Annotated in this window: 14 protein-coding genes; all 14 read right to left on the reverse strand. The window is 43.7% G+C overall.

Going from position 1 to position 19,849, the window contains the following annotated elements; genetic code table 11:
* Positions 1–267 precede the first annotated feature (267 nt).
* On the reverse strand, positions 268–1,434 hold the full coding sequence (locus G608_RS0104210; protein WP_035794650.1) for a serine hydrolase domain-containing protein: 1,167 nt from the start codon (positions 1,432–1,434) through the stop codon (positions 268–270).
* Positions 1,394–3,325 (reverse strand): sensor histidine kinase, encoded by a 1,932-nt coding sequence (locus G608_RS19835; protein ID WP_026494983.1) that lies wholly within the window; start codon positions 3,323–3,325, stop codon positions 1,394–1,396. Before G608_RS19835 ends, G608_RS0104210 begins: the two co-directional genes overlap by 41 nt.
* Positions 3,322–5,070 carry an extracellular solute-binding protein gene (locus tag G608_RS0104220; RefSeq protein ID WP_026494984.1) on the reverse strand — a complete coding sequence of 583 codons (1,749 nt, stop codon included), beginning with the start codon at positions 5,068–5,070 and terminating at the stop codon, positions 3,322–3,324. Before G608_RS0104220 ends, G608_RS19835 begins: the two co-directional genes overlap by 4 nt.
* Positions 5,067–7,061: a glycoside hydrolase family 31 protein gene (locus G608_RS0104225; RefSeq protein WP_026494985.1), complete on the reverse strand. Its 1,995-nt coding sequence runs from the start codon at positions 7,059–7,061 to the stop codon at positions 5,067–5,069. Before G608_RS0104225 ends, G608_RS0104220 begins: the two co-directional genes overlap by 4 nt.
* A gap of 126 nt (positions 7,062–7,187) precedes the next feature.
* Entirely contained in the window at positions 7,188–8,405 is a 1,218-nt protein-coding gene (locus tag G608_RS0104230; protein ID WP_026494986.1) for an ABC transporter permease, read from the reverse strand.
* Between the two features lie 66 nt (positions 8,406–8,471).
* Complete coding sequence (locus G608_RS0104235) at positions 8,472–9,686, reverse strand: ABC transporter permease (RefSeq protein ID WP_026494987.1); 1,215 nt, start codon at positions 9,684–9,686, stop codon at positions 8,472–8,474.
* A gap of 11 nt (positions 9,687–9,697) precedes the next feature.
* On the reverse strand, positions 9,698–11,203 hold the full coding sequence (locus tag G608_RS0104240) for an efflux RND transporter periplasmic adaptor subunit (protein ID WP_026494988.1): 1,506 nt from the start codon (positions 11,201–11,203) through the stop codon (positions 9,698–9,700).
* The gene (locus G608_RS0104245) at positions 11,200–11,907 is read right to left on the reverse strand and encodes an ABC transporter ATP-binding protein (RefSeq protein ID WP_026494989.1); all 708 of its coding nucleotides are present in this window, start codon (positions 11,905–11,907) and stop codon (positions 11,200–11,202) included. Before G608_RS0104245 ends, G608_RS0104240 begins: the two co-directional genes overlap by 4 nt.
* A 279-nt stretch (positions 11,908–12,186) precedes the next feature.
* Positions 12,187–13,731, reverse strand: a complete 1,545-nt coding sequence (locus G608_RS0104250) for an alpha-amylase family glycosyl hydrolase (protein ID WP_026494990.1) — start codon at positions 13,729–13,731, stop codon at positions 12,187–12,189.
* Between the two features lie 10 nt (positions 13,732–13,741).
* Complete coding sequence (locus G608_RS19840; protein WP_051208824.1) at positions 13,742–14,755, reverse strand: ABC transporter ATP-binding protein; 1,014 nt, start codon at positions 14,753–14,755, stop codon at positions 13,742–13,744.
* Positions 14,748–15,731, reverse strand: coding sequence for an ABC transporter ATP-binding protein (locus tag G608_RS0104260; protein WP_026494991.1), 984 nt, complete (start codon positions 15,729–15,731; stop codon positions 14,748–14,750). The genes G608_RS19840 and G608_RS0104260 overlap by 8 nt, the downstream gene beginning before the upstream one ends.
* Before the next feature lie 4 nt (positions 15,732–15,735).
* Positions 15,736–16,572 carry an ABC transporter permease gene (locus tag G608_RS0104265; RefSeq protein ID WP_051198060.1) on the reverse strand — a complete coding sequence of 279 codons (837 nt, stop codon included), beginning with the start codon at positions 16,570–16,572 and terminating at the stop codon, positions 15,736–15,738.
* 11 nt (positions 16,573–16,583) lie between these two features.
* Positions 16,584–17,582 carry an ABC transporter permease gene (locus G608_RS0104270; RefSeq protein ID WP_026494993.1) on the reverse strand — a complete coding sequence of 333 codons (999 nt, stop codon included), beginning with the start codon at positions 17,580–17,582 and terminating at the stop codon, positions 16,584–16,586.
* Positions 17,583–17,726: 144 nt separating this feature from the next.
* Positions 17,727–19,730: an ABC transporter substrate-binding protein gene (locus G608_RS0104275; RefSeq protein WP_026494994.1), complete on the reverse strand. Its 2,004-nt coding sequence runs from the start codon at positions 19,728–19,730 to the stop codon at positions 17,727–17,729.
* Positions 19,731–19,849 lie beyond the last annotated feature (119 nt).

Here is a 19,849-nt window from a genome sequence, read left to right on the forward strand (position 1 = left end):
CCCCTCCCCTAAACTGACCAGACACCAGTTATCATCTGACAATAATCATTCTAGGGTTTTGGGAGGATTTTCAGCACCCTCAGAATCCGATTAAAAACACCCTAATTTTTGTACATAAAAGAGTCATAAAACTTGAAGAAAAATAGAAAGAAAAACCAAACACCTTTATCACAAATAAATGCCGCTGCATTTGCTTCAGTTTGAAACAAACACAGCGGCTTTGAATTTATATACGTTATTTACCTTAGGTCTTTGAGTTTTTGAAGATCATGAGCATACAATATTCCTAAGCTTTCTTGTGACAGTTCCTGTGCCGTAGTCAACTCTCTGTGTGAGCATAAGAACTGTACGTCTGCTCTCGGGATCATTACAGAAGTAAGGTCCAAGCCAGCCGTCCCAGCCGTACTCTCCTTCTCCTACAATTGTTCCTGACTTTGCAGGGTTCTTCATGATTCTCATGAGATTGCCGTAGGAGAATCCGCCAAGGGCCTGCCATGAGAGCATATCCTGCTGCTGAGCATCTGTAAGCTGAGGACTTGTCATAAATTTCACGGTTCTCTCAGACAAAATTTCCTTACCCTCGAAGCTTCCGCCATTCATAAGCATTCTAGCAAAGTTGGCGTAATCATCGATTGTGGAGAAAAGTCCTGCTCCGCCTGATTCAAAGGCATTCTCTTTAGCATCATCCCTGATACCTAAATTATTTCCGCTGTAGGGCTTAAGCTCCTCTCCGCCACAGTGATAAGGTGTAGCGTATCTTGAAAGCTTTTCCTCAGGCACATAAAAAGCTGTATCCTTCATGTTAAGGGGATCAAAAAGCCTCTCCTTAAGAAAATCTCCAAACTTCATTCCTGAAGCCTTCTCAATTACAGCGCCAAGTACATCTGCGCTGGTTCCGTAGCGGAAGTGTTCACCTGGCTGGAAGTTAAGAGGAAGCTGACCCAGCCTCTCTGCAAACTCCATGGTGCTCATCATGTTATCGCCTTCAAACCTCTCAATCATTTCATTGTAGAGGTCCCCGGTTCCTATCTCTGCGGGAGTATCAGTGAAGGGATAAACAAGGCCTGATGTCATATCAAGAAGGTCCTTAATAAACATGGGACGATCCTCTCTTACAGGTCTTCTGACACCACCCTCTACGATCTCCTGCTTTTTAAAGCTGTCAATATAGTTTCCCACAGGCTCGTAGGGCTCAATGATTCCATCCTGAATAAGAAGCATTGCCGCAGCTGCGGTTATAGGCTTACTCTGTGAGTAAAGTCTTACGATTGTATCTCTTTGGAACTTTCTGTTCTCCTCAATATTGGCATAGCCTGCTTCTCCGTAAAATTTTTCCTCGCCGTTTTCAAGTACAAGGTAATTAAGGCCTGCCAGCTCTTTATCTTCAATTGCCTTATTCATGCAATCCATTAAAAGCTTCTTTTTGTCTCTCATCCTGTTTTCCTCCCGTTTCTTCATCTCGTTGTTTTATTCCTTTGTCATCAGCGGGAAGGGTAAGAACAGCGCTGGTTCCCTTTCCTTCCCGAGACCTTATCAAAAGGCCATAGCCTTCTCCATAATAGAGTTTAATCCTCTGATGTATATTGTAAAGTCCTATACTTCCGGCTCCCTTTTCATCCGTTTCCGACTTCTTTATTTCAAGAGATTTGTTTAACTCAAGAACCTCCTCAGGGCTCATTCCAAGTCCGTCGTCGTTTACGGTTATAAGAAGCTTTTTCTCAGGTGCTTCACTTCTTTCATATTCTACGATCACGCTGACATGACCGTTTCTGTCCATATCCTTAAGGCCGTGACTCACTGCATTTTCAACTATTGGCTGCAAAAGAAGCGGCAATATATGGTATTTCTTAGGATCAAAGTCCTCTGCTATATAAAAATTCCAGTTTACCTTTTCTCCAAAGCGAAGCCTTTGAATCTGCATGTAGCTGTCCACATGCTTAAGCTCATCATCAAGAGTTGATACACTTCTTCCCGTGCTTTCAAGGACATAGTGCATTATCTTTGCAAGGAATTTCACGGAGGTGGCCACATTTTTATCTCCGCCTCTTATCGCCTGCATTCTTATGGCCTCAAGGGTGTTGTATAAAAAGTGCGGATTTATCTGCTCCGAGAGCATCTTGAATTCCATGTTTTGCTGCATGTTTATAAGCTGCTGCTCACGGATTTGTGCTTCGTAGTATTTGCCCTCATTTTCGCGGATTTTTTCCGTAGTAAGCTTAAGATCATTAAAGGTATCAGTCAGCTCATCATCTCCGGAAAGGCTCTCAATTATGTCATAGTCCCCGGTACTTGCCCTGTGCATGGCCTCTCTCAGTGCAGATACCCTTGCTGTAAAGAACCTGGAATAAAGGAAAATAGCTATTACAGGTCCTGCTATTGCAAGGAGAAGCACAATGAGATAGTTTCTCAAAATCGACCTTACGATGTCGTGGGCATCATAGTCGCCTATAAGAACAAAAAATCTATTATCGGCCTTATAGGGCACAAAGCTTGAAACATAGGTAAGGGCAACTCTTCCGTCCAGCATCATATCACCAAGATAGTTGTAATCATCAGGATCTGCCGTGGCAGCTTCAGGCATTTCTATTCCCTGCTCGTCATATTCTGATGCAAAAAATGCCGGATATCCTGAGAGACTCACAAGCATGTAATTATCAGTGGTTAATAATCTGTTCCTTAGATAGTTGCTGCTGATGGTGACAACCGCATAGGCTCTGTTTCCCGAATTACCTGTATTAAAGCGCCTTACCAGAGTAAGCTCGTAGGCATCCTCATATTCATTTAAAGGAACATGCATACAGGTGTAGGTATCCCATGCGTAGGGATCGATTCCGCCATACCACTCAAACCTGCTAAAGGGGTCATCTGCAGTACCGCTGCCTGCTGCCTTATCGGCATCATCTCCCACAGCTTCATTTCCGCTTGGTCCCACGTTTATAACAAGGTCCCCTGATGGAATAGCAGGGTTATTGGTATAAACAGCAATTGATGAGATAGCAGCCGTCGTCCTTCTAAGTGAGGAAATATCTCTGTTCAAAGCATCAAGCTCACTTTGCTGCAATCCCTCAAAGGTGCTTCCCGACAATAAATCTCTATAGCTTTGCAGGGAAACTATGGGCTCAAGATTGGTATAAAGGCTTGAAGTTACATCAAAAAGGATAGACTTAACTCTGGTGTTTTCAGCCTTTATCTGCTCCTCATATCTTTGGTTCATCTGCCTGACAAGCAGTACCGCTGCAATTATGCCAATGATTCCGATAGGAATAACTATGGCAAAGAAAAGCACGCTGTACATCTGCCTGCCAACACTGCCCCGGCGCCTCATGGTGACTCCTTTGCTGCCTGCTTCAGGACTTCATATCTCTTTTTGGCATTCTCAATATTAAATTCAAGGAAGCTGTCATAATCAAGTCTCTTGATGGTTCCAAGAAGCTCATCCTTTAATCTGAAAAACTCATCCTCACTCTCGGCAAAGACCATTCTCCAGGAATAATCTATTATGGTCTGCCTGCACTGTTCCTGCACGGTTTTTAAATAATCAGGATATTCCTCCTGGGCCCACTCTGTTCCCGGAACTACGGTTATCATGCCCTTTTCCTCAAAATATCCTATAGGCGTAAGCTGTGTTCTGTAATGCTCCTTCCAGTCATCGGAGATGTGGGTTGCTGTTCTGTCGCGGTAGTCCTGCCACATTCCATAGTAGTAGGGATTACCTCTCTCATCCACCTCCTGCTTATCTAAGGGTTTAAAGTTGAGCCAAGATACTCCCTCTGTCCAGGTTCCGCCGCCAAATTCCTCAGGCACCTGAAGATCAGGCTTCATATTGATAAAAGCATCTACGCCAAAATCAGTAAGCTTTGGTCCGTCATCTGTCATTTCCCAGGTGAGATTTTCAGGTCCTCTGAAGTTTCCTGTGGGAGATCCGCAGCACTCTATTCCCTCAGGAGAATACAGCCAGTCTACAAAATCAACCAGCCTCTGAGGGTCCTTGGTATTTGCTCCTACCATCAAAGAAAAGCTCTGTTTTCCGTCCGGATCATTGCCCCAGGTAAGATAGCTGGCATCCTCGACAACTATTGATTCAAAGCCCTTTCCCTGGGCAAGGTGTTCGTCCGAATTATATAAAGACGTACCCATCCAGGGCCAAAATGTATACAGGACTGCTCCATCTTTTACCTTAGATGCAACGGTTTCATAATTCTGATAAGGAGACTGCGGATCAACAAGCCCCATCTGATTGGCATCAAATAAAAGCTTCAACATTCTGAAATATATGGAATCCTTATCAGCGATTGACTGAATATCACCGGTAACAGGATTTAAAAGTACAAAATCCTGAACATCATATCCGTATAATGCTGTAAGTGCTCCTGCATTCTGCATGGCTCCGCCGTCCCAGTCCCTGAAAAGACTAAAGGCATACACATCTTCTCCGGAGTCACTCTTTCCTGCAATTTTCTGCATCTCCTTCAGAACGGGAAGGAGATTCTCAAATGTCGAAATACGAGGATACCCAAGCTGTTTATACAGATCAAACCTGATGAAGGGTGCGTTTGTTGTCTCGTCATAGTCAGAGGGCTCAGACGCTGCATTTTCCGATATCTCGCTGGATATAGCCCACAGGCCGTCAACTCCTGCATAAGCAGAGGATGCCTCAATTTGCTTTCTGTATTTTTTCAGATTCTCGCATCTCTCCAGATATGGGGTCATATCCAGAACAAGTCCCTCTCTCACCATCTCGGAAAGCCTGCCGTCATCCACATTTGTCATGATAAGGTCTCCAAGCTTTCCGGAGGCTCTCATGGTCTCGTAGGTTGCTTCGCCGTTATGATCCTGATTCTGGGATATGATGTTTAGCTGCATATTGAATTTTTCTCTGACAATATGGGCAAACCATCCCCTCTGCAGTCCCTGGGTATTTGCCTGTGTATCAAAAACATCTATGGTAAGAAATTCAGGATATTTGTTTTCCCCTTCAGTTTTGCCCGAGTCACCAAAAGGCAGCCCACATCCTGAAAGGATGCAGACTGCCATAATCAGTGAGATCAGTTGTCTAAACTTTTTTCTCATACTTTCTTAAATACAGGAATTGACTCGATGGGAGCTGCAGCGGTAATTACGCAGCCACCTTCATAGGTCTTCCCGTCACGAATATCTTCCCACTTTCCTTCGGGGAGATATACCTCACGCTCAAATTTGTTAAGCTCCATGATTGGCGCAACAAGGTACTTGTCACCAAACATGTACTCATCGTAAACTTCCCAGCTCTTCTTATCCTCAGGGAACTCATAGAACAGAGTTCTAAGAAGAGGTGATCCGTTTTTACTTGCTTCCTCATAAAGTGACTTGATGTAGGGCTTTAATTCATGGCGGAGCTTCAGCTGATCCTTCATGATCTTGAAGTTCTCCTCGCCGTAGCTCCAAAGCTCATTGTCCTGACCTGTGTGGAGATAGCCGCCACCAAAATCTCTGTTATCAAGAGGGGGAATATCATAGGGTCCTCTGTCTCCATGCATACGAAGAACCGGTGAGAACACTGCAAATTCATACCATCTGATAAGAAGCTGTCTGAAATCAGGATCGTTTACATCATCTGTCATGAAGCCGCCGATATCTGTTGTCCACCAGGGAATACCTGCAAGACCCATGTTAAGACCTGCTGCCAGCTGATCTCTGAAAGCCTCGAAGGTACTGGGAACATCTCCGGACCATACAACGTTGGCATATTTCTGGCTTCCTGCCCATGCAGAGCGAAGAAGGTTAACTACAGGCTTATCAGATTCCTTTTTCATGTTCTCAAAGAACAATCTGCTGTAGCACTGAGGATAGATGTTAGTAACTTCAAGTGCGGGGCCAAGGTAATATCTAAGTGAATCAAAGTCATACTTAACAAGATCAGGCTCTGAGTTATCAAGCCAGAACATGTCTATACCAAGATCGTAGTAATTCTTTTTGCAGACATCCCATACGTACTGTCTTGCTTCGGGATTGGTGGCATCAAAGATCGTGCAGTCGCCCTGATAGTCGTAGTTCTGAAGACTGCCTCTCTCATTTTTCAAAAGAAGTCCTCTCTCTAACATGTCGTAGAAATGCACGCTTCTCTTATCAACTGAAGGCCATACGGAAACAACTACCTTGATACCCATGCTGTGGAGTTCATCCACCATTGCTTTGGGATCGGGCCAATAGGTCTCATCAAATACCCAGTCACCCTGAACTGTCCAGTGGAAGAAATCGATAACTATGCAATCGATAGGCACATCATTATCCTTGCAGGCATGTGCAACCTTAAGTACTTCCTCCTGAGTTCTGTAGCGAAGCTTGCACTGCCAAAGTCCCATAAGATCCTCCGGGAACTGTGGTGCTCTTCCTGTCACTGCTGTGTAATTTTCAAGCAGCTGCCTGGGCGCATCTGCAACGGTTAACCAGTAATCCATCTCCTTTGTGGACTCTGCAACCCACTCGGTGAAATTCATTCCAAAGCTTACGCGTCCAACTGCCGGGTTATTCCAAAGGAATCCATAACCAAAGCTTGATACTGCAAAAGGAACAGTAATCTGTGAATTTCTCTGCTCCATATTCAAAACGCAGCCCTTAAGATCTGTGTAAGGCTGCTGGTACTGTCCCATACCAAAAATCTTCTCACCGTCGTTACTTTCAAACTTAACAGTGAGATGATAATCTCCGCCCACATAGGGTCTGTAATCTCTGTTTACATATTTAAGGCATCTGCTCTCCTTAGACTCTGTACCGCCATAATTGCGGAAATACTCTCTAAGGAAAAGAACGTCATCCTTATAAAAAGTAATAACTCCTGCAAAGTTCACTGTAGCTTTAATCCTGCCATTAGAAATCTCTGCAAAGGGTCCGTCTTCTCTTTCTGTTATCGTAACTATGGTCTTGGCTACGTCAATTTTCTCTGTAAGAGCCCAGTCATTACCTGTAAACTCAGGATACATGGTACTTCTTACTCGAAATGAATCATCTCCCCAGCCTTCTATACGGAGAGTCTCACCCTGTCTCTTTGCAACAAGAGCCCCGTTCTCATTAGAAAAAATCATTTTTTAACCTCCACATCGGTATTATCATATAAAATCACATACTGATATTATGGCATTATTTACTTCTTAAAAACAGTGATTTTTAAACCATTTACACGCATTTTTTGTACTTTTTATTAATGCATTTTATTCCTGGCGAAGTGCATCTATAGGATTAAGGGCTGCAGCTCTTCTTGCGGGATAAATTCCAAAGAAAAGGCCGTCTCCTATAGATATCAGTACAACAAGAATAACATCCGATGCATTGATCACAGGCGGGAAAGACATGAAATTCCTTACTATGGCAGTAAACGCAACTCCACCTACAAATCCGATAAATCCGCCAATCAGCGTGATAACTGCAGATTCTGTAAGAAACTGAAGAAGTATGTACTGGGTTCTTGCTCCAAGAGATTTCCTTATTCCGATTTCCCTTGTTCTCTCAGTTACGGTAACCGTCATTATATTCATAACGCCGATACCACCTACAATAAGTGATATTGCTGCTATAAGTGCAACTACCATGGTAACAACGTTCAATATTCTGTTGTAGGTACTTGCCATTGAAGCAAAGGACTGAATCTTTACAGCATTTTCACCTCTGAGGTCAAGAATATTCTCGGTGACACTTTTAGCCTTCAGGGCTATCTCATCTGCCATTCCCGGTGTGGTATAGAATTTGAAACCATCAAGCTTATCACTATTAAGCCCCAAACTATTGCTGAGGACTGTGTAGGGAACATAAAGGCTGTAATAATAATAACTCTGCTCACCTCTTTTGATTGCCTCATAGGCAGACTGCAGCTCAGCATCAGTACTTGAAGTAATGCCGATTATTTTTAAATCAATACTCTTTGCCCCGGCTTCAACAGTAAATTCTTTATCAAGAACGTCGTAGGTTCCAAAAATCAACAGGGCATCCCGCTGAGCGATAACGCACACCGCAGACCCCATCTCAACATCGTCCTCTCTAAAGAACCTGCCCGCATAAAAGCCTGATGTGACCTCATTGTAGATGTCGGCAGTTCCGCCGTTAAGTCCCACATAACAATCATTTCCCTTAACATTTATGGTTGCACCGGAACTAAGATTCATCGTTACACCAAGTATTTCAGGAACAGCCTCCTTAATGGTATTAAGATCCTCAATAGTAAGATATCTGTCAGTTTTTTTCTTATCAATATTTATGGTAACACCGCCTGCTGACATATCATCAAGGCTTGAATTTACATACGCCTTCATTCCATTACCAATAGAAAGTATCGTTATAACTGACGCTATACCAATGATGATCCCCAGCATTGTAAGAAGTGTTCGTCCTTTATTCTGTTTTATACTCGAAAAAGCACTGATAACGTATTCCAACTAATTATCCTCTTATCATGTTATTTCAGTAAAACTTGTAAAATCAAAAATGTTTGGAACTGTCCGTCAGTTTCTTGCAAGGGCATCTATAGGCTTAAGCTTTGCTGCCTTTCTTGCAGGATATATTCCAAAGAAAATTCCTATCATCATTGAAAAAAGTGCAGCTCCTATAACAATTACAGGATCAATAACGGGCTTAAGCTCAAGCAGTATGCAGCCCACATAGGCAACGCTTATTCCAAGGACTATGCCCACAATGCCTCCCATAAGTGAGATAATTGCCGACTCCGCCAAAAACTGTATCATTATCGCTTTTGTTCTGGCACCGATGGATTTTCTTATACCAATTTCTCTTGTTCTCTCTGTGACAGATACCAGCATGATATTCATAACACCGATACCGCCTACAACCAGAGATATACCCGCAACAAGAGACATGAAAGCCGTTATGGCTCCCATGATGGAGTCAACTTCTTCGCTTATATCGGACATGCTCATGTAGTAAACAGCATCCTTACCTCTAAGCCCCATCATGTTTTCAACATATCTGACTGCATCCTTGACAATTGTTCCGGGCTGATCGGAGGTCCAGAAAATTTCAAAGTCGTAAAACTCAGAGACATCCATTTTGTAAGCTTTACCATAGGTAGTTATCGGCATCTCGATCATGCAGCTGTACTCTTCGCTCTCCATAGACATCATCTGTGCGATCATTTCGCTCCAATTTTCTTTGATGCCTATTACTTCAAGCTCCACGGAGTTGCCTCCGACAGATACTTCTACGGTTTTGCCTATGGCATTGGCTGTGCCGAACAGGTGCACTGCATCATCTTCCATCAAAACACAGACCCTTGCTCCCTGTTCAACCTGGTTGTCATTGAAATAAGTACCTTCCTTGAGCTTTGTTCCCGTAGAATACTGATAGTCAGAACCCGCTCCGTACACAAAAGCATCGAAAACACCTTTGTTACCTGTAGCCATACCCAAAGCAGCTGTATAAAAGGTTGCACCCTTAAGTCCTAAGTTTGCCTCAACCTCTTTTATGTCTTCATCTGTGAAGCCTCTTTCAGCAACTGATGAGTCAAGATATATCTCAGCCACATTTCCACCTATGGCATCCACCTCATCCGATACATATCTTTCCATTCCGTTACCTATGGTAAGTACGGCTATAACTGACGCTATTCCGATTATGATTCCCAGCATGGTAAGACCTGTTCGCATCTTATTGCTGCGAATATTTTTCATGGCACTTTCCAAATATTCTAAAATCGTATCCATTATTTATTCCATCAGTTCTCGTCTATTTCTATTACAGCTGTACCTTCTGTAAGTGATGCGGGATCTGTTGTAACGATTCTGTCGCCTTCACTTACACCTTCTGTTATCTCTGCATCCGTACTTGTTGTAAGACCAAGTGTTACAGGTTTTCTTACAAGAACACCGTTTTCAATTACGAAAACAAAATCACCATCTCCGTCAGTTCCGATATATTCATAAGGAACAACAAGAACACCTTCTGCCTTATCAGTGTGGATCTTATTTCCTGCTTCAACACCAAGGATAATAGAATCATCAGGGTTATTTATCTTGATCTTGGCATCAACTACAGGAACTCCGCTGGAGTTATTAACTGCTTTACCTGCGATATGAACAACTTCACCTTCATACTGATTAGCGCCAATTGTAATATCAACCTTCTGGCCGAGCTTTATCTTGCCAAGGTCAGACTTTGAAATCTGAATATCAACTCTTACGTTGTCTGTACTTTCTATAGTAAAGAGCTTTGCTCCCTGTGATACTGTTGCTCCATCCTCTGCTGCAAGTTCTGTGATGACGCCTGAAAACTCTGCGGTAACTCCGCTTTCAACTTCCTCTATATCCTCAATTGTGTCATTAGTCTGAATCTCAGTAAGTTCTCTCTGCGCATCAAGTGCACTCTTTTCACCGGCTGTAAGCTTACTCATCTCTGCTGATGCCTGCTCACTAAGATCAGCCTTTTCTTCGTTTAATGCTGTTATCTGATCGTTCCAGTCCTTGATCTCAGGATCATTCTGAAGTGCATACTGAACCTCGGAAATAGCATTGGAAATCTCAAGAGACATCTGGTTACCCTCTTCAGAATTCCTCTCGTTTGGAGCATTATTATTCTGAGTAAGATCATAGGAATCGGATATACCATTCTCATCCACATCCTGAGAAACCTTCTGAAGATCTGTAAGAGTTCTGTTCATTCTTGAAGTCTTCTCTGTGATTTTATCGTTGAGAGCATCAATCTGTGCTGTTATCTCATCAAGTCTTGTGTTGATGTCATGGATGCTTCTACCCTCAAGCACGTCGATTGCCTTGTTGTTTTTCTCAATACTTCCGCTGTAGCTTCCGTTAGCCTGCTGAAGGTTAAGCTCAGCAGTCTTCTTGCTGCTTTCAAGAGTTTCTGTATCATAGCTGTAAAGTACATCACCCTTGTTAACTCTGTCACCGGTCTCAAGCTTTGGCATCTCAATAGGTGCTGTGAGCTTGGCAAAATATGACTTGGTCTCATCAGAAGCAACATTTCCGCTTACGGAAACAATAACTTCAATGTCACCCTTTGCTACTATATCTGTTGTAACGGGAGTGGGTGCATTCTTTGCCTTTATATTGGAATAAACAACCCATCCTATGCAAAGAACAACTATTCCAAGGATGATCCATTTAACAAAGCCCTTCTTCTTTTTACCGGGAGTATAGCTCTCCGTAATCTCTGTTGTGGTTTCCCCCTCTGTTACTGCCTTTTGTTTTTTCTTAAATAGACTCATTTTTCCTCCTCTTTGAAATCTGTATTGATTTCATCGCTGGCAATTTTTCCATCGCTGATTGTTATTATTCTTTTGGCCTGTCTTGCTATGCCCGGGTCATGGGTGATAAGTATTACCGTTCTGCCCTCGGCATATAGATTTTTAATGGTCTGTATTATCTCTCTGCTGGATCCGCTGTCAAGGTTACCCGTGGGCTCATCCGCAAGAAGTATGGGCGGTGCCTGGGCTATGGCCCTTGCTATGGCAACTCTCTGCTGCTGACCACCTGAAAGCTCTGATGGCTTATGGGTCATTCTTTTCCCAAGACCCACGTGCTCTAAGGCTTTTATGGACAATTCCCTTCGCTTTTTCTTGGAAACTCCTCTATATATAAGAGGCAGCTCAACATTTTCCAAAGCTGTCAGTGACGGTATAAGATTAAAACCCTGAAATATAAAGCCTATCTCACGGTTTCTGACATCTGACTGCTCGTCATCTGTCATGTGGGAAACATCCATTCCATGCAGTAAATACTTACCGCTGGTGGGCGTATCAAGACACCCAAGCATATTCATCAGTGTGGATTTTCCGGAACCGGACTGACCGATGATAGCGACAAATTCGCCTTCTTCTATGGTAAGACTCACATGATCCAGAGCCCTGACTTCGTTTTCCCCAGGATTATATATCTTGCAAATATCCTTTACTTCTACCAGTGCAGGCATGACTCCTCCTATAATCCATGCAATACCGAATAAATATAGAAAATATCGACACTACATTTGTTTTTGAAATTAAAGCTAATACAATAAGAACCTTATACTATAACGATTTAGAATACAAGATGTCTTCATAACTTCTTTCCAAAGTATAAACTATCATTTCTGCCTTAAACACGTTAAAAGCGCACAGATAATGGCGTATTTTACACTGTTTTGGAGGAATTAGGCAAAAATAAACTCCGCGCAGAAAAAATTGCGCGGAGTTTCCAAAAATACATATTATCAGCGAACTACAACAAATGTTTGCGGTGCCAGTGTAAGCTGACTTCCAAGAGTAGCTTTTCCGATTGAATAGATGACTTCGCCATCTACTGCTACAGGTGCTGTCTGTTCCTTATTTGAAGGATTGACTGCTATTGTAAGGCTTCCTCTCTTATATACAAAGGCCTTACCTTTTTCAGAGCAAAGTACCTTGAATTCAGCATTTGCCTGAAGATCTTCCTCTTTGTGCCTGAGAGCCAGGATTCCTTTTACCATGTTAAGGAGTGAATCGGGATCATTCTCCTGGGCTTCAACAGTCGGAGCATCAGCTGCACTATCCACAGGCAGATACAAACTGTCTTCACAGCCCTCGGAGAATCCCAGATTCTTGCCCTTTGTCCACTGCATGGGGGTTCTGGAACCGGTACGGAAATATCCGCCTTCCTTGGTAGGAAGCTCGAGATATCTCATTCCGATCTCATCGCCGTAATACAGGAAAGGAACTCCGGGCATGGTGAACAGGAACGCATAGGCAAGCTTAAGTTCATCAGGTTCCAGCGTATACCTTGGACGGTTGGTGTCGTGATTGCAGGTGAGCATAGAGATGTAGCCTACCCCCTTCGTGTCCTCATACCATTTTAGATATTCATCGAGGAATCGAGTGATGTCCCCGTCACCATCTTTTTTAAAGTAGGAATTATCCTCATGTTCTTCCATTCCGAAAATAGCGTAATCACGCATAAGTGTGGAATAACCACCACCGGGAATATTCAGATAGAAGTCCATATCGTAGCCTGCTCTGAGTGCCAGAGGAGGATTGCTCCACTCTGAAACCATAGCTGCTTCCGGGAATTCCGCATCCAGCATCTTACGAACATCAAGCCATATTGCGCTGGTTCCGGATTTTTTCTCATCATCATGCTTAACAAGAGATGAAGCCATATCAACTCTGAAGCCGTCGCATCCGTGAGAGAGCCAGAATCTCATGATGTCCTTAAGAGCCTCTCTTGTGGCAATTACATCCGGGTGATCTGTAGGAAGCTGCCAGGGCTCTTCCGGATTCAAGAAACCGTAGTTAAGAGCCGGCTGACACTTAAAGAAGTTCAGCGCATAGGTAGCACTTCTCTCACTCTCACCGCCGACATAATTAAGATCAGCTGCTCTCTGGAAGCAGAAGTCTGTCCAGATAAAACGGTTGGTATACTCGTTTTTCTCTGCTTTCTGGCTCATCTTAAACCACTCGTGCTCCTCGGAGGTATGACCGGGAACCAGGTCCAAAAGTACCTTTATTCCTCTCTTGTGTGCTTCTCCGAAAAGTCTGTAGAGATCGTTGTTGCAGCCATATCTTGGAGCAACCTTCTTATAGTCCCTTACATCATAGCCTGCATCCTTAAAAGGAGAGTCATAGCAGGGATTGATCCAAAGTGCGTTGCATCCAAGATCCTTTATGTAATCAAGCTTTTCTATGATTCCGTTAAAATCTCCGATTCCATCCCCATTGGTATCATAGAAGGATTGAGGATAAATCTCATAAAATACTGCATCTTTTAACCATGTTGCTGCCATTTCTTAATCCTCACTTTTTCTCATTTAAGAGTTCCTGTTGTCTGTCCATAGCTGCCTTTAACGGATGGAAGCAGTACACACTTCTTCCGCCCTCGATAGCAACCTCACCTGGTTTATTCTGTCTGCATTCATCGGTTGCATAGGGACACCTGGGTGCAAATTTGCAGCAGGTAAGTGCGTATTCTTTTGACTCCATATCAGGCATTACAAATTCCTGATTCCACTTATCTCCTACACGGGGAACTGCTTCCATCAGAAGCTCTGTGTAAGGATGAGCAGGATAATCCATCAGCTCTTTTGCCGGACCATACTCTATAAGGCCGCCTCTGTAAAGAGTTGCGATATAGTCTGATACGTAATAAGCAGTGGACAGATCATGCGTGATGTAAATAAATGAAATATTGTATTTGTCTTTTAGTTCCTTGAAGAGGTTTACTATATTCATCTTCATGGAAGCATCAATAGCTGCTACAGGCTCATCAGCGATGATAAGCTTAGGCCTTGTGATAAGGGCTCTTGCGATTGACACTCTCTGAAGCTCACCTCCCGAGAACTGTGCCGAGTACTTTCCCTGAACTACAGCAAGAGACATTCCGACGCTCTTAAGCGCTTCGTCAGCCTTCTGTTTTGCCTCCTCCATATTCTTCGCTATTCCAAGCTTCAAAGCAGTGTTGTACAGATATGTATCAACAGCTTTTCTCGGAGAAAAGGATTCATAAGGATTCTGGAAAATAGGCTGAACATCAAGCTTAAACTGCTTGGGATCATAACCGTTTTTGTCGCTGTAGCTTCGTCCGTTAAGAATGATATCTCCACCATCAGGGGTGTGGAGCTTAAGGATCATTTTACATAATGTAGATTTTCCGCAGCCGGACTCACCTACTATTGATAGAATGACGGGTTTATCCTTGCCTATCTTGAGGGATACGTTATCGACAGCGGTCATCTTTTTACCTCGGAGCATGCCTCCGATTCGGAAGACTTTGGAGACTCCCTTAACCTCTAATAAATAATCGTTAGCCATCGATCATTCCACCTCCCTCTTTCAGTAAATGACATGCCGCAAATCTGCCCGGCTTGATCTCCCTGAACTGGGGAACTTCGCTTCTGCACTTGTCTGTTGCATGAGGGCAACGAGGCGCAAATCTGCATCCCGGCGGCGGATTTTTGAGTTCCGGCGGACGTCCCGGTATTCCTACCTTGGCGCTCTTATCACCAACCTTGGGAAGAGCATTTACAAGCATTGTTGTGTATGGATGAAGCGGATCCTCAAAGATTCCCTCTGTGGGGCCCAGCTCTATCATACTGCCTGAGTACATGATACCCATGCGGTCGGTTATCTGATAATGAACACCCATATCATGGCTTACGATTACCATGGTGTTCTTAAGCTGTTTCTGCAGCTTGGTGAGCATCATGAGGATACCCCTCTGAACCACAACGTCAAGAGCTGTTGTAGGCTCATCTGCAAGAACAACATTGGGTGACATGAAGGTTGCAAGCGCGATGATAACACGCTGTCTCATACCACCTGAAAGCTGGAAGGGGAATGCCTCAAGAATATCGGGAGAAAGGCTAAGCTCCTCCAGATAATTGGCTACTCTCTTTAGAGTTTCCTCCTTGGTCTCCTTCTTCCTGTCCTCCTTGGGAATGGAATCCAAAAACTGCTTTTTAAGTCTTGTTATGGGATCCAAAACCGACTGAGCTGCCTGCGGAACATAAGCAATGTTGTTCCACCAGGTTTTCCTGATTTCGCCGGATTTAAAGGAGAACGCTTTACCATCCTTTGTTCCGGAAAGAACTATCTGTCCCTTATCTATCTCAAGAGGCCACTCAATGATGTCGTAGAGTGTCTTAAGAAGGGTAGTTTTTCCGCAGCCGGACTCACCGGCTATTCCGAATATCTCATTATCATTGATCGTGAAATTGAGATCATTTAATACATGTACGTCTCCATCGATTGTCTTGTACGTGGTAGACAGATTTTCAACTTTAATCATATTTTCACCTACCTCTCTTCATAGCAAGATAATCGTTATAGCCCGTGATAAGAAGGAAAAGACCTATGAACATCACGATAGTTGCCACGATAGGTGATCCAATCCAAAGCCACTGCTTATTGAATATGGCATTTCTCTCTCTTGCCCACTGAATCATGTTTCCAAGAGAAACAAGGTTTGCAGGAGAAAGACCAAGAACTGCCAGTGAAGACTCAGATGCAATAGCGGCCAGGGTTGCATTCATAAAGTTTGAAAGTGACCATGTGAATGCAAAAGGAAGAATCTCAGTTACAACGATCTGAACCGTGCTCTCACCTGAAAACTTAGCTGTCTGAATGAAATCTCGCTCTTTTAAGGTAAGGGCCATGGACCTGATCTGTCTGCTGGGCCATGCCCATGCGAACATAGCAAGAACAAGCGCAATCAGGAAAACCGTGGATGAACCCTTCATAAGGGATGTCATCAGGATCAGAATAGGAAGTGAAGGTATAACAACGAAGGTATCTGTTATTACCATAAGTATTCTGTCCAGGATTCCGCCGGAGAAGCCGGAAAGGAGTCCAACGAATACACCAACCACTGTTCCTATGGTTGCAACTATAAGTCCGATTACCAGAGAGTTGTGGATAGATTCAACAAGGAGCCACAAAACATCCTGCCCCATGGAAGTGGTTCCAAGGATATGTCCTTTACAGGAACCAAGCTTTGGATCGTAGGTATTAAAGGTAAAAGGATCCGCATGGGGAATGAAATAAACCACGAAGCCGATCACTAAGAAAATTGCTGTAATTATCATTCCTGCCTTGAGAGCAAAGTTTGCATTTTTCCATAATCTTTTCATGCGACACCTCCTTATGAATATCTGATACGAGGGTCGATGAAGGGATAAACCAGATCGACAATCAGGGTTGCGGTTGAAATAGCTACGATTGAAATAGTTATACAACCAAGTATCATATTGTAGTCAGACTGCAAAATAGCCTTCTGAATAAGAGTACCAACTCCGGGATATCCAAAGATGATCTCTGTCATGATGGAACCTCCAAATACTCCGCCAAGGCTCATTGCAAGAGCTGTAACCTGAGTAAGAATGGAGTTCTTAAGAACGTATTTTGTTCCGATAACGCCTTCGGAAAGTCCACGATAACGAGCATACAAAACGTAGTCCTCTTCTGATGTGGTTGCGGCAAGAGATTTCATGGAGATGATCCACCAGCCTGTACCAACAAGAAGAAGTGAAAGTGCCGGTAATATGGATGATTTTATAAGGGATGCCATGAAGACGCCAAAGCCCTGGAAACTATTGATAGTTGTAGTCAGGGGGAACCATCCTAATATGTATGCAAAGAAGATCTGCAGTACCAGTGCTACGAGAAAGTAAGGAATCGGGTAAATACAGATAGCGATTCCTTCCAGAATTTTCGATGATCGTTTGTTTTTTCTAAAGCCCGCAAGAAGACCTATCATATTACCAATTATCCAGGCAAGGATTGTCGCGATCATGGACAGTCCTACCGTATAAGGAAGATATGTGGCAATAATTTTTCCTGCCGGTTCGGGGTAACTCATAAGCGAGGGACCAAAGTCAAAATGCAAAAGTCCCTTCCATAAAAATGATGTATACTGCTCAGTCAAAGATCCTTCAAGACCAAACTGTAGTCTAAGGGATCTTCTTAATGATTCCATCTGCTGTGGATCCATTGAACCTGATCTTGCAGAAATCTGTCCGATCATGGATTCAACAGGATCTGACGGAAACATTCTCGGTATAAAGAATATAAATGTAACGCCGATCCAAATGGTCAGCGCCCACGTCGCCAGACGCTTTAAAAAATAAGTTCTGAATTTCACGAAACCACCAACCTTTTTCTAGAATCAGGGATACAACCCTCCCTTGTTTACAAGCTACGTAAAGCCTGTTAAGAACGCACCTGCTCGTTCTTATAGATAAGGAAGGAGGCGCACCTGCACGCCTCCCTCCACCATTATTAAATATTACTGGGGCTGAAGCTCAGCTACGATGTACTTGAAGCAGCTCCACCACCACCAAGGACCATTGTATGCGTTTTCAGCATTGGGATAATTGCCCCAATATGTGCTGTTCGTAGGAACGAACTTAACGCCTGAATGGAATGAAATGAAAGGCATATCTGTGAACTGAACCTTGATGAATTCCTGAGCGAGCTCATAAGCTTCATCAGAATCAGGAGATACCTTTGCAAGCTTGTGGATAATCTCTGTTGCTTCCTTGTTGTTCCATCTTGAGCCCTGGCCTGAACCAATCTCTCCTAAAGGTACGATGAGGTCAGCATCCCAACCATTGATCTGTGAATAGATATCCTTGGTTATGAAACCTGTCGGCCAGTAACCTGCGATGTAGAAGTTACCTGTACCACCGTTAGCATCCCATGTTGCAGAAGACTCAGAAGAAATGTTGCAGTTGAAACCAAACTTTGTGAGCTGGTCGTATGCAGCCTGAACACCACGTCCTGCCTGTGCTTCTGTGTCTGCAAGGTATGTAAGGTTAATTGTGAAAGGTTCACCGTTAAAGTACCAGCCGTCATCCTTCTTCTCAAGACCGGCCTTGATGAAGAGCTTCTCAGCTGCTTCAGGATCATACTTGATGCATCCTACACCAAACATGTCTTCAAGATAAGCATCGTCGCCTGTGATACCAAGCTTCTCTGCCATACGGTTCTTATACTCAGAATCCCAAGGCTTGCATGTTGTGCCATCGCCAAGATCAAGTTCGAAATTCTCAAACCAGTCGAGCATGGGCTTTGCATAGAGTTCCTGGAAAGCTGATGTGTTACAGAGGATACCGAACGGTGATGACCTTCCGGCACCATCGAAGATATTCATTGAAATCTCATCAAAGTTCATTGCAAGAGCAACGCCCCATCTGAAGTCAGCGCTGTCATAAGGAGCACCCTGTCCCTGTGAGAAAGCGATACCCTTTGAGCAGGGATCGTCTGATGTAGCATAAGGGAATTCGTTATACCATGCGGAGATCTTATCGTTAGAACTCATCATGGATGTAAGAATTTCGGGAGTAACTTCGCAGAGGATATCAACTTCGTTCTGGATCATAGCCATCTGTCTTGTGGTATCATCACCGAGATAGCGAACCCAAACGTATTTAGCTGCACACTGCTTACCTGTTACAACACCAACTGTGGTGTTTTCCCAATCCTCGCGGCGCTCATAAAGAACCCATTTTCCAAGAGGATCGTAGCTCTTAACTGTGTAAGGTCCGGCAACTACAGGATTCTCATCCTTGAATGTTGAAGGATCATCAACCTGAGAATAGATGTGCTCAGGAACGATTCTAAGATCATTACCCCAGATAGTAACACCCATCTTCAGTGCAAGACGAGGGAAGGATTCCTTTGTCTTGATAACTACTGTGTAGTCATCAGTTGCTTCTACAGATTCAAAGATTGAATTGTAGTAATCACTTGATGAAATACCGGGTGTGTTCATGATCATGTTAAATGTGAAGGCAACGTCCTTAGCTGTAAGGTCTTCGCCGTCTGACCATTTGATACCCTGACGGATCTTAACTGTGTGCTCTGTGAAATCTGCGTTGGATTCAGGCATGCCATCGGCAACCTCACCAAACTGTTCACCCTTGGATGTATCCATTTCCCACATCATTGCTGACATAAGCTGATGGATACCAAATCCGGCCTGAGTACCCTGCATGTAAGTATTGAACTGTCCGGGAACGTCGGTGGGTGACTGAGTCTCAACGATAAGTGTCTCGTTTCTGGGTGTACCAACCTCTGTCATCTCACCTGTAGGAGCTGAACTCTCTGTAGTCTCAGTAGATTCAGCTGCGTCTGATGAAGTAGCATCTCCCGTTTCCTGTGTTGTCTGTGTTGTGTCGGCTGCTCCGTCTGTTCCTGTTGTAGCGGGTGCTGTGCTGCCACCGCCGCAGGCCATTAAGGAGACAGTCATCATGGATGCCATTAGAATGGAAACCAATTTCTTCCTCATATAGAAAAACACCTCCTATTATAAATAGTCTTTCTTATATTCCCTGCAGACATAGGACCCAAACCCCTTTTACCTTTTTATCTTTCCTCCCTCCTTTCTTTATAGGTCATATGAAAGCA

The sequence above is a fragment of the Butyrivibrio sp. WCD3002 genome (genome assembly GCF_000424265.1).
Classification (GTDB): Bacteria; Bacillota; Clostridia; order Lachnospirales; family Lachnospiraceae; genus Butyrivibrio.

What these genes read in the sequence shown, in the direction of transcription:
- G608_RS0104210 (WP_035794650.1), bottom strand. Translation starts at nt 1,434, where the DNA reads ATGAGAGACAAAAAGAAGCTTTTAATGGATTGCATGAATAAGGCAATT.
- G608_RS19835 (WP_026494983.1), bottom strand. Translation starts at nt 3,325, where the DNA reads ATGAGGCGCCGGGGCAGTGTTGGCAGGCAGATGTACAGCGTGCTTTTC.
- G608_RS0104220 (WP_026494984.1), bottom strand. Translation starts at nt 5,070, where the DNA reads ATGAGAAAAAAGTTTAGACAACTGATCTCACTGATTATGGCAGTCTGC.
- G608_RS0104225 (WP_026494985.1), bottom strand. Translation starts at nt 7,061, where the DNA reads ATGATTTTTTCTAATGAGAACGGGGCTCTTGTTGCAAAGAGACAGGGT.
- G608_RS0104235 (WP_026494987.1), bottom strand. Translation starts at nt 9,686, where the DNA reads ATGGATACGATTTTAGAATATTTGGAAAGTGCCATGAAAAATATTCGC.
- G608_RS0104240 (WP_026494988.1), bottom strand. Translation starts at nt 11,203, where the DNA reads ATGAGTCTATTTAAGAAAAAACAAAAGGCAGTAACAGAGGGGGAAACC.
- G608_RS0104245 (WP_026494989.1), bottom strand. Translation starts at nt 11,907, where the DNA reads ATGCCTGCACTGGTAGAAGTAAAGGATATTTGCAAGATATATAATCCT.
- G608_RS0104250 (WP_026494990.1), bottom strand. Translation starts at nt 13,731, where the DNA reads ATGGCAGCAACATGGTTAAAAGATGCAGTATTTTATGAGATTTATCCT.
- G608_RS19840 (WP_051208824.1), bottom strand. Translation starts at nt 14,755, where the DNA reads ATGGCTAACGATTATTTATTAGAGGTTAAGGGAGTCTCCAAAGTCTTC.
- G608_RS0104260 (WP_026494991.1), bottom strand. Translation starts at nt 15,731, where the DNA reads ATGATTAAAGTTGAAAATCTGTCTACCACGTACAAGACAATCGATGGA.
- G608_RS0104265 (WP_051198060.1), bottom strand. Translation starts at nt 16,572, where the DNA reads ATGAAAAGATTATGGAAAAATGCAAACTTTGCTCTCAAGGCAGGAATG.
- G608_RS0104275 (WP_026494994.1), bottom strand. Translation starts at nt 19,730, where the DNA reads ATGAGGAAGAAATTGGTTTCCATTCTAATGGCATCCATGATGACTGTC.